Annotated in this window: 18 protein-coding genes; 1 reads left to right on the top strand and 17 read right to left on the bottom strand. The window is 36.4% G+C overall.

The window, feature by feature from the left end; genetic code table 11:
- Positions 1-18: 18 nt before the first annotated feature.
- From NCY57_RS15940 to NCY57_RS15915, 6 genes are all read right to left on the bottom strand, one after another.
- Positions 19-519, bottom strand: a complete 501-nt coding sequence (locus tag NCY57_RS15940; protein WP_110103120.1) for a GNAT family N-acetyltransferase — start codon at positions 517-519, stop codon at positions 19-21.
- 45 nt (positions 520-564) lie between these two features.
- Positions 565-942, bottom strand: a complete 378-nt coding sequence (locus NCY57_RS15935; protein ID WP_015525008.1) for an SdpI family protein — start codon at positions 940-942, stop codon at positions 565-567.
- A gap of 43 nt (positions 943-985) precedes the next feature.
- Positions 986-2,002, bottom strand: coding sequence for a PDDEXK nuclease domain-containing protein (locus tag NCY57_RS15930; protein WP_250789840.1), 1,017 nt, complete (start codon positions 2,000-2,002; stop codon positions 986-988).
- A 33-nt stretch (positions 2,003-2,035) separates the two neighbouring features.
- Complete coding sequence (locus NCY57_RS15925; protein ID WP_015525006.1) at positions 2,036-2,365, bottom strand: hypothetical protein; 330 nt, start codon at positions 2,363-2,365, stop codon at positions 2,036-2,038.
- Between the two features lie 126 nt (positions 2,366-2,491).
- Entirely contained in the window at positions 2,492-2,671 is a 180-nt protein-coding gene (locus NCY57_RS15920) for a hypothetical protein (protein ID WP_015525005.1), read from the bottom strand.
- 97 nt (positions 2,672-2,768) lie between these two features.
- Positions 2,769-4,217, bottom strand: coding sequence for a L,D-transpeptidase family protein (locus NCY57_RS15915; protein ID WP_021652238.1), 1,449 nt, complete (start codon positions 4,215-4,217; stop codon positions 2,769-2,771).
- Positions 4,218-4,748: 531 nt separating this feature from the next.
- On the opposite strand from NCY57_RS15915, the gene NCY57_RS15910 reads away from it, so the two are divergent.
- Complete coding sequence (locus NCY57_RS15910; protein ID WP_044961941.1) at positions 4,749-5,162, top strand: hypothetical protein; 414 nt, start codon at positions 4,749-4,751, stop codon at positions 5,160-5,162.
- 109 nt (positions 5,163-5,271) lie between these two features.
- Here NCY57_RS15910 and galT read toward each other — a convergent pair whose 3' ends face one another.
- The 11 genes from galT to NCY57_RS15865 form a co-directional block, all read right to left on the bottom strand.
- Entirely contained in the window at positions 5,272-6,762 is a 1,491-nt protein-coding gene (gene galT / locus NCY57_RS15905; protein ID WP_015524999.1) for a UDP-glucose--hexose-1-phosphate uridylyltransferase, read from the bottom strand.
- Complete coding sequence (locus NCY57_RS15900) at positions 6,756-7,106, bottom strand: DUF2500 domain-containing protein (protein WP_173738945.1); 351 nt, start codon at positions 7,104-7,106, stop codon at positions 6,756-6,758. The genes galT and NCY57_RS15900 overlap by 7 nt, the downstream gene beginning before the upstream one ends.
- A gap of 1 nt (position 7,107) precedes the next feature.
- Positions 7,108-7,287, bottom strand: a complete 180-nt coding sequence (locus NCY57_RS17120; protein WP_173772246.1) for a helix-turn-helix domain-containing protein — start codon at positions 7,285-7,287, stop codon at positions 7,108-7,110.
- A 427-nt stretch (positions 7,288-7,714) separates the two neighbouring features.
- Positions 7,715-7,810, bottom strand: a complete 96-nt coding sequence (locus NCY57_RS17210; RefSeq protein WP_179963059.1) for a hypothetical protein — start codon at positions 7,808-7,810, stop codon at positions 7,715-7,717.
- A 28-nt stretch (positions 7,811-7,838) separates the two neighbouring features.
- Positions 7,839-8,318 (bottom strand): hypothetical protein, encoded by a 480-nt coding sequence (locus NCY57_RS15890; RefSeq protein WP_059085791.1) that lies wholly within the window; start codon positions 8,316-8,318, stop codon positions 7,839-7,841.
- Positions 8,319-8,379: 61 nt separating this feature from the next.
- Positions 8,380-8,574, bottom strand: a complete 195-nt coding sequence (locus NCY57_RS15885) for a zinc ribbon domain-containing protein (RefSeq protein ID WP_173740084.1) — start codon at positions 8,572-8,574, stop codon at positions 8,380-8,382.
- An 80-nt stretch (positions 8,575-8,654) separates the two neighbouring features.
- On the bottom strand, positions 8,655-9,035 hold the full coding sequence (locus NCY57_RS15880) for a DUF4825 domain-containing protein (protein WP_055056114.1): 381 nt from the start codon (positions 9,033-9,035) through the stop codon (positions 8,655-8,657).
- Positions 9,036-9,127: 92 nt separating this feature from the next.
- Positions 9,128-9,460 (bottom strand): DUF1648 domain-containing protein, encoded by a 333-nt coding sequence (locus NCY57_RS15875; protein ID WP_055056115.1) that lies wholly within the window; start codon positions 9,458-9,460, stop codon positions 9,128-9,130.
- Complete coding sequence (locus tag NCY57_RS15870) at positions 9,448-9,609, bottom strand: hypothetical protein (protein ID WP_173722117.1); 162 nt, start codon at positions 9,607-9,609, stop codon at positions 9,448-9,450. Before NCY57_RS15870 ends, NCY57_RS15875 begins: the two co-directional genes overlap by 13 nt.
- Before the next feature lie 118 nt (positions 9,610-9,727).
- Positions 9,728-9,931, bottom strand: a complete 204-nt coding sequence (locus tag NCY57_RS17205) for a PF20097 family protein (RefSeq protein ID WP_015524992.1) — start codon at positions 9,929-9,931, stop codon at positions 9,728-9,730.
- A 100-nt stretch (positions 9,932-10,031) separates the two neighbouring features.
- Positions 10,032-10,385, bottom strand: coding sequence for a DUF3784 domain-containing protein (locus tag NCY57_RS15865; RefSeq protein ID WP_330590508.1), 354 nt, complete (start codon positions 10,383-10,385; stop codon positions 10,032-10,034).
- Positions 10,386-10,487: the final 102 nt, after the last annotated feature.

The following is a 10,487-nucleotide window of genomic DNA, read 5'->3' as shown; positions in this document are numbered from 1 at the left end:
CCTCCTCAAATTCTAAATTTATCTTACTTTCCCATAAATACATAAATCAAAAATATTGTTATTCTTAATAACTGCTTTTTCCATTTTTCCTTCAAGTAAAAAGCCATTTCTTTCTAACACTTTTCTTGATGCGATATTTGCTTCATATACAAGCCCTGTAATACGGATAATGTCTAATGTTTCAAATGCAATTTCACAAATCTGTCTTACTGCTTCACTCATAATGCCTTTTGAATATACTTCCTGCAATAAATAATAACCAATTTCAGAATCCTTGCGATACACATCGTCCTTCTGTTCAACAGATATCGTTCCTACAATTTTACCATCAACAACAATCTCTCGAAAGACACCTTTTTTACCTTCGTTGTCTTTTACCATGGTTAACCACCACTCAGCAGATGCATTTGTATATGGATTAGGTAATCTATCAGATAAAAAACTTCTATCAATTGAATTACACATTTTTATTAATACTTCTTTATCTTCAACCGACCACTTTCTTAATTCTATATTCATATCTATGTTCTCCTATAAATTCCGATTTTCTTGATTCTGCAAACTTTATCGTCTTGTTCCATTCTTATCAAAATTCTTTTTTAATGCTATTTCTGTTGGGAGAATAGACCCAATTAAAGGAATAAGTTGAACACCACAAATAATTCCTCCCATACTCCCAACACAATCTTCATTTTTTCCAATTACTAAAAGCATGAATATTACTGTTATCGGCAACATAACCATTCCACAGACATACCAGACTTTACCACAATATTTATGAGCAAATTCCCATGTGTCTTTATTCTTCATAGACATCGAAGTTCGATATCCAAATACTGAATTTATTTCCTTTGGAGCCTTTTTCATAAAATATCTTCCAAAACCAATCATCGTAAATGGAAGAAGCAAATCCATAATCAACATAAAAATCCAAAACTTCATTGTGAATCTCCTTTACTATAACTTCCGCTTTGTATTTTCGTTTTTATTCTTTTTTGTAAAATTCTTTCAAATTTAATTCACGTTTCAATTCATCCTCTGACGGCAGATAGGTGAAATATTTCGATGCAAATATCTGGTGATTATCTTCAGGAAGCGTATATTTTACAATAGAATCTCCCTTATCTGCACAAAGTACAATTCCAATAGGCTGCGTGTCTCCTTCATTCATCATTTCACGAGTATAGTAATTCACATACATCTGCATTTGTCCTAGATCCTGATGGGTCAGTTTACCCATTTTCAAGTCAATGAGAACGAAACATTTTAAAATATAGTTGTAAAATACCAGATCAATAAAAAAGTCCTGTCCATCCAATGTAAATCTTTTCTGGCGTGCTACAAATGAAAATCCTCTTCCAAGTTCCAAAAGGAAATGTTGAAGATGATCAATCAATGCCTGTTCCAAATCTCCTTCATATACATGTGTGTCAGGCTGAATCTGCAGAAATTCCATAACATAAGGATCTTTCACTATTTTCTCATATTCTGGTTTTGGCTCTGTTATTTGAATTTCATTTGCAACCGCTATCTTATCCTGGCTTGCTAAAATACGCTGATAATACATCGTGTTGATCTGCCGTTCCAGTTGACGAACACTCCATGCTGCTTTTGCACATTCTTCCATATAAAATCTTCTTGCCTGTTCATCATTTATACGCATCAAGACACGATAATGTGACCAGCTCAATTCAGGACACAGTGTGTCTCGAATTGGAAAAGTGCAATAAAACTGCCTCATCTTACGAAGATTCGATTTATCAAAACCTTTTCCGAACTCTGCGGTCAGCTGCTCAGAAAGATATTCCAATAATTTCTTTCCGTATTCTGCGCGATCATTTTCTCCACATGCTTTAAAAATCTGTTCTCCAATTTCCCAATAAGTTGTTACCATAGCAGAATTTACCGCTGTGCTTAAACGATGTTGTGCAGACACAATAGAATTACGAATAGAATGATAAGTCTGTTCTGCATTTTGATTTTTTTGTAAATTATAATCCATGCTCTTTACTCCTCTGAATTTCCAAAATAGAACTTATTGTTCTTCTATTGATTCAATATTTTCAATCCGCATCAGCTTAACTACCTGCTTATCTTTTTTCTCTGTATAACAAATTTTTATCCATTCATCATCTGCGTCTATTATCTTGCAGGATAATTCAGTTTTTCCCGCAAAACTAAAAATGAACTCTGATCTGATAATACATTGTTTTCCTACAAGATCATTAATCAGCTTTGACATATATGCCACTCCTCTCTGCTTTTTCTCTAACCGTTTTACTTTCGTTTCCAAACGCTTTACTTTTCCCGGATACGCCGAATAACAAAGTAGCAGCAATAATGCTGCAATTCCAAACCATTCCATATTATTCTCCTTAGCAAACTTAACGCTAATATGTCTGTTCCTTAAAATATCTTTTGCCATTCAAATCATATCACACTATCAGCCATATTTCCATTTCAATTTACTTAGGCAAGTCACTTCGCTCAGCTACATTTCCCGTTGGCTTGCTTCTGTAACCAGCATCCTCTTGCTTTTCTCCTGCAAGGTTTCCTTTGCATCATCATCAATCGAATAGTTCTCATTTATCTCGATTTTTTTCGGTTGCCGGTCAAAATGGTCAAAGACTTCTTTCCATATCTGGATGGAACATACACACTTTTCTTCCATGAAACTATTGCTGATAATTATAAAAAAACAGAAGACCAATTAAGATCTTCCATTTTATAAACAAACCTCTATATAAAACTATATATCCTGCCCATTTTTAATAAAAACAGACAATCGGCACACTTTCGTCTATCCTATTATAAAGTTCTGCCGCTTTGTCCGCCGGAAGATTAATGCATCCATGGGATCCACCACCTTCTCGGAAACGATTTCCTCCAAAGTATGGCTGCCATGAAGCATCATGAAATCCAATCCCCCCATTAAAAGGCATCCAGTAAGTTACTGGTCTTTCATATTCATATTTCCCATTTTCCAACATCTTTCCTTTCAGCACAGATGGACTTTTCTTGTAATACAGTTGAAAAATTCCCGGTGGTGTCTGCCGTTCTGCATACTGCATATCTCCTGACACAATATCCGATTCCAAAATGATCGAACCATCCTGATAGTAATATAAATGCTGTGCAGACAGGTCCACTTCAATATACGTGCTGCCTATATCATTCATACCCCGTGCATTTGCCCGCATAGCGTATACCGGTTCCCGGTTTATCTGTACTCCTGCAATCATTTCCTGCATAATGGTTTCTATTTCCTTTTCCTGATCGATCTTCCATCCATAAACGGAACTATACACCTGAACAGTACGTCCGCTTGTTGTACAAAATTCCCTCTCTGTATTTACGGTATCATGTGTGGCAGCCAGCTTTGCCACATATTCTGCCACGTACTGTCTCAGTTCATCCTCATTTTTTTGCAGCCGTCCTCTCTCATCAAAAATGAGCCAGTTTCTGATCTCGTCCCCCTCCAATGTTACCGTTTCTTCTCCAAATATATATACGATTTTGGTCCGGATCAGATTTTGGCATTCTTCCAATGAATTTTTAAGATCTGGATCATCTTTCATTACTGCCGCTTTTACATAAACAGCCGGACAGCTATTCAGGTCAATCGTTCTTTTTTTGTCAGTAATCGCTTCTGACAGTGCCTGATAAGCTCCATTGAAATCCAGGGTATTCCCTTCTGTTTCCGGTACGATTTCAAACTTCGAATCTTTATAAGCTACATAAGCATCTTCTGGTGCTGTCTGATTCTCTTTTTTTACACATTCCAGTTTTTCCATCTGTTCTTTTAACTTCACTTTATCATAGGTCATGTTTTCCTTGGCTGTATAATTTTGCTTTTTCCAAAATCCCCGAACCCATTTATATGGTTTTTGTTCATCCAGATATTGGGAAATACTGCCATCCGAAACATAACGATATCCGATCAATTTTCCATTGATACTCTGTGATTTCAGATTTCTTGCCTTTACTTCCAGCAGATAATCCTCTGCTTTTTTAGCAACCGCCTGTTCTGCCTCTTCCGATGTTTTTCCAGAACAGTTAATTCCATTGATCGTTGTTCCCCGAAAAAATCTGTCTGAATAGTAATAAGACATTCCTGCATAGCCAGCCATAGCAAAGAACACTATGATGACAGTGATCATTATCCACATTTTTTGCTTTCCATTATCCTTACCGGTTATCTCTTTTCTTTTTCCCATCCATGCCCCCTGTTTTTAACGATAAACAGCATTCAGACAAACTTTTTAAATCGTCTGATTTTAATATCTCCGATTTAATAAAAAATAACCAAGGCTGCTGGAAAAAACATTTTCTTTTACAAACAGTAAGCTGATTTCTACAAAACATTTTTCCCCTGCTCTTTTACGGATAGGAACACCGCATCATCATTTATCTCACATTTAGCACTTTTGGGGTACTTTCAGACACTTTCCTTTTTCTCTGTGAACAGAACCCTGAAAACAGGAAAAAAAGGGCTGCCATGACCGGTCAGGGATTTTTCATCCTTGACTGATTCACGACAGCACCTAATCAGATCTCACTTATTTTCTTCTATACAAAATCGCTTCTCTGTTTTCTCCTTCTGTCCGGCCGGATTATACACGTGTTTGTTTTACACTAATCAGATGCAGATACAAGCAAATCGGTTCTCATAATAATAAATTTTTTCTTTCTATCGAATTTTCCTAGTTCATTTGATAAAATGTCCTTATCTAACAGGAGGTGATTTTTTGAAAAGAGTATTTGATAGTCCTTTTTTGAATAAAGCTGCACTGGTGCTGATCTGGCTTCTATTAATGGGCGGGACATTCTTTTATGCCAATAAAAACTATTTTCTTTACCATGAAAATCCAAATTTAATCAAAGCAGACGGATATTATCTTTATAATTTTGGTAGTCCGCGTCATTATTACTGGGCACTGCCTGTTAAATTCACCCATGAAGGCAAAGTATATCATTCTCAGCTTCCTTTAGATATACGAGATGAAAGTTCATCCTGTACTGTAGATCTTCGCATTTACATACCGGCAGATTCTTCTGGCAGTGCATTTGCATTCCGAAACAATATCACCATTCCTGCACTATGGAGGATCTTTATTTTTGTTCCACTGCTACTTCTTCTTACATCTAAAAGAAAAGCCTAGGAAGGTTTCACACCTTATAAAAAATATTCTATTTTCATCATCTTCCTTAAAAAAAAATGGGAGGTTTCACCTACCTCCCATTTCCCAAAGAATCCTTTTATTTCAATTTTTATAATGTTTCAAGAAAACGCATGAATGCTTCTCTTCCCTCGGTCGTACATTTGTATACTCCTGCATCTTCCAGAACATGGGTAAATACGATTCCAATCTCTTTCTGAAGAATGCCATGGATGTTTTCTTTTGTGATTTCCGAATATTTCGGAAGAAACTTCTTAACCCACTCTGCATGTTTCTCAATCTGTTCATTTGAAGAAATATCTTTGCCTTCGAGAATATACTCTTCCAAAAGTTCCATCTCACCTTTTAATCTGGCCGGAAGAACTGCAAGTCCCATAACTTCGATCAGACCGATATTTTCTTTCTTAATATGATGATATTCTGCATGCGGATGGTACACTCCCAGCGGATGTTCTTCTGTTGTGATGTTGTTCCTTAATGTCAGATCCAGTTCGTAGGTATCACCTACTTTACGTGCAATTGGTGTAATTGTATTATGTGGTTCTCCATTGGTCTCAGCATAAATAAATGCTTTTTCATCGGTATAGCCTCTCCATACTTCCAGCACATGTGTTGCCAGATCTACCAAACGGTTGAAATCTTTATGTCGAATACGAAGCACAGATAATGGCCATTTTACAATTCCAGCCTCTACATCTTCAAATCCCGGAAGTACCACGTGCTGCTCAATTGGTGCTTTTGCCATTGCAAATGTATAATGTCCACCCTGGAAATGATCATGGCTTAGGATCGAACCACCTACGATCGGCAGGTCTGCATTAGATCCAAGGAAATAATGCGGAAACAGTTTTACAAAATCAAACAGTTTAATGAATGCATTTCTCTCGATTTTCATTGGAGTATGCTGGCAGTTAAACACAATGCAATGCTCATTGTAATACACATACGGAGAATACTGGAATCCCCAAGGAGTATCATTGATTGTGATCGGAATAATTCTGTGGTTCTGCCTTGCCGGATGATTAACACGTCCCGCATATCCTTCATTTTCCGGGCAAAGAAGACATTTCGGATAACTTCCGGATTTTACATTCCTTGCCGCGGCAATTGCTTTTGGATCTTTTTCCGGTTTGGACAAATTGATGGTAATATCAATCTCACCGTATGGACTGTCTACCTTCCACTTTTGATCCTTCTCTACACGATACCTGCGGATATAATTGCTGTCCTGACTCAGCTTATAAAAATAATCAGTAGCTTTCTTCGGGCTTTCTGCATATTTGTCCCAGAATTCTTTTTGTACCTGACCCGGACGTGGCATCAGACAGTTCATCAATCTGGTATCAAATAAATCCCGGTATACAATACTGTCCTCAATCAGACCTCTTTTTACGGCTTCATCCAGCAATTCGTCCAATGTTTCTTCAAGATTAACAGGTTCCTCAATGTTGTCCGGTTTTTCATAATCATCTTCATGAAAAACATCCAGCAGAAGATTTGTTGTGTAGTTTCTTTCACATTCCGGTGTCAGACCTGTTGTAATCCCATACTGTACCAGTTTTGCAATGCTTTCACTTAACATTTTTCTTCCTCCTGTGCTTCACTTTTAAATTTATATTTTTGGTAACATATATACCGATTTCCCTGATAAGTCAGCATACCTCGATCGCCTTTTTCCAATTCACGAAAATCTCCCTGTTGCATTTGAAATTCCATCAAACTTCCATCTGTCATCTCAAATACAACGCGAAACCAAGGTACATGTGCTTCAGACTGCATATGGGTATAGATTCCTTGCTTCTTTTCAACTACAGTCGCATCAACAGATTCAACTGCCGCACTGCTGTTATTGCTGAAACTTAACAACATTTTGGTAAATACAAACATCATGATTATGAGTGCTGCTATACAGATTATAAATGCCATCCTATTTCTCCATTCCAGATATTTCATCCTGGGTCTGACTTATATATTGTTCACGATAAAGATTCCGATATTCCCTTGGCGTTACTTTATATCTATCACGAGATACCCGGTTAAATGTCCTTTGGCTCTCAAATCCTGCATCCAGACAAATGTCTGTGATGCTCTTATCAGTACATTCCAATTAATCTCCTGCAAATTTTGTCTACTTTTTCTTCCCATTTGGCAAGTAATATACGTCTTCTGATATTATAATGTGCTTGTAAGATAAAGAAAGGAGGAAAACGAAATGAAAAGATTTAAAGCATACGTCAACTACCTCATGAACTTCTATGCCAACTACTTCAGAATTTACCGCTATATGTAAAGGACACTCCTGCCATCACAGGAATGTCCAATACAGAAACCCAGTTTCAATGGTTTCCCTTATTATACTCTAATTTAGTTGCATTTGTACATGAACAGGATTCTCGAAAACATAGACAAAATTGAACAGAATTATGAAAATACTCTTACCACGTTTTTTGATTTTTAAACCACTTATTAGCAGACGGATCCGCCAATGCTGAAAACGGATAGGCAGTTTTCCTTTCAGCTTTCAATTTGTCCAATTAATAATCTCTGAATTTCCATACATCTGATGGATTTGCATTTTTCATCCTCAGCATTCTTTGAAGCTGCTCTTCTGTAAACCACAAATCGTGCAGTATTTTTCCGAAATATAGAGGCTAGATATCAGACCGCTTCATTGCAATTATAAACTGTTGATTTACCAAGATTATTTACATATACGGTAATCAAGTCGCCTTTCTTAAGATCCGGCTTTTCCCATACCAAACGGCTTTTATGATAATACACTTTATCATGATATGTAAAACTATATAGTATCCTGTATGGAATCTGTCTTCTATATCTTGTGTATTTTTGCAAATATACTTTTTCTACCAAGCCCTTCACTTTTGTACCATTTTCGATTAATTGTAAATGTAATTTATCAAGCTTTGCAGTATAAATTCCAAGAGCAGCACTTATTATACACAAAAGCACCCCGGTTATAGAAAACACAGTTCCCAACATATCTGGATTCTGAATACCTGAGTTTACTGCTGGTTTTAATATCCCAAGAAAACTTAAGATACCGGAAACAAGAAAGAATGTTCCTATCCAAAAGAAGATAACTCTCAATAAATCTTCTGTATAATTAAGTTTTTTCATATTTATTTTCTCCACAAGCATTCCATCAAAATTTTTTATCCTGTTTCAATCATATCTAATTTTACTTCAATTTAGTTAAATCCTCTAAATACATTTCTGTATGTCCACACTCTGGACAGACTGCAACTTTAACATCATCTATAGTTGTCGTTTTTTGTTTTTCATCTACATCTACAACGATCGCATAGCCACCGCCATTAACTTTAAGTCTTAAATCCGCTCTCATGACTGTTCCACACTTTTCGCATTTTCTCATTGCTGTCCTCCAAATACATATTTCGCTTTCCTATTTTTCTTACTACATAATAGCAGACAAAATATTAACCACTGAATGATCTACCGTTCATACGATGCAATGATTTCCTTGCTATCCGCTATTTTATAATCAAGTGTTTCCAAATTACCAATCAAATCAAATGTCATATCCGCATTAACTTGCAATTCATCTTCAATCTTAACTGCAGACGGCTCAACTTTTAGAAATACTGTTAATCCATAAGGCTTCGTTTCAGACTGTATCTGTATGCTATCATAAGAATATCCTTCCGGATACTCTTGCCCACTTACAATATTTATAACATTCGAAGAATCTCCTACATAATCTGTCTTGTACTGTGACAGGTCAGGAATCTCGTACAGTTCTTCTTTTCTGCCACATGCAGAAAGCAATATTGCTGATACCGTAAATAAAATAATTGGAATTACTTTTTTCATCATGAACCAGCTCCTCTTCACACTTTGATATAAAACAGCCTGCCCAATGAACCAGAAACTGCCATATATCTGCTTCTTTATTTATAGATCAGCCTTTAAACAAACGAAGCATAAATCATAAAAATTTCTGCGATCAATATAATTCCTAAAACACAATCAATCATCAGGTTATATTGACCAACTGTTAGCCAAGTCTTCGAATGCATCAGAACATACTTTATACTTTTTATACCACTCAAGATTGTAACAGCCAGAAGGAGTATCGGCATTAAAAAAATTTCTATCTTATTGCCAAAGTCATCTGCGACTCCATTCCCAGCAAAGTGAACGGGAATAATCTCCGGTAAGAAAAAGAAGCTTATTATCGCAATCGCAATTCCAACGATGCAAATTCCCCATGTTAATTTCCTGCTGCTTATACCATCCATAACAGTGCCTCATCTGGAACGATATCTAGTAAATATGTTTCCTTAGAAGAAATTTTTTCAAGAAGTTTTTCCAGTAAATTTTCTTCCTTACCTTCTGCTATTAGCAGAAGTTCCTTATACAAAACCGTAGGAATTCCAATAGAATACATTTCTTCCTCATATACGAGAGAGCCAAATGTCCGGCCTTCCTCGCCCTCTGGATATTTTTCTATTATCTCTTTTTATCCTTTCCCGTTACGGTCATTACAATTCAAAGAATTGAAAATCTCAATATTCGTAAGAGACAATAATCTTTCTGCAAAAATCACAATTATAGGCAGCTATGCGGTCTCCAGATATCCTTGCTGCCAACTCTGGATCCGTATTTAACCGCAAACTCTCAGAGCCTTCTTTCCACTCCAGTCCTGCCCCTGCGCCAACCGCATGCAACTGACCCTTTCGCATTTTTCCTTCACAATATGGACATCTCATATTCACGTCATCTCCTTTAAGTAATTAAAGTTCCTCTTGTTCCCGAGAATTATCCTGTTCCTGGATAGCTTGTATATCTTCTTTCGAATATAATTTTTGCCTAAATGTTCTTTTCTATTTTTTCTCGTTTCATACGTTCTTTCATCAATAAAACAAATTGAACGGTCCATATTACACACGCTGCAAAACATCCGATTCCACTGTATAATAAATCTATGGCTGCACCGGCTACAAATGGCAGTGCCATCCACATCATCCGATTTCCATATACTCTGCACATTTCTTTTTCATCATACTGTTTTCGTTCTTCCGTAGATTTCATATTATAGCCAGACAAAAATGCAGCGGCCTTTCCATTTGATTTTACAAAACTGATTCCAAATAAAAACATAATCACTGCCATTCCCAAATCAAAGATAACACAGATTATCATTGTAGACACCTCACTTCCCACTCTGGCTATCAAATAAAAAAAGCCAAACACAACAGTAAAACTTATTATGTTTGGCTAGGTCAACTTGTTATTTTTTTATCACTTCTTATGGTTGTATTATAC

Origin of the sequence: Blautia sp. MB18-30 (assembly GCF_023669475.1) — a bacterium.
In the GTDB taxonomy this organism is placed as follows: domain Bacteria; phylum Bacillota; class Clostridia; order Lachnospirales; family Lachnospiraceae; genus Blautia_A; species Blautia_A fusiformis.
Note: the sequence above shows the minus strand (reverse complement) of the source record. Positions and strands in the feature narration are given on the sequence as shown.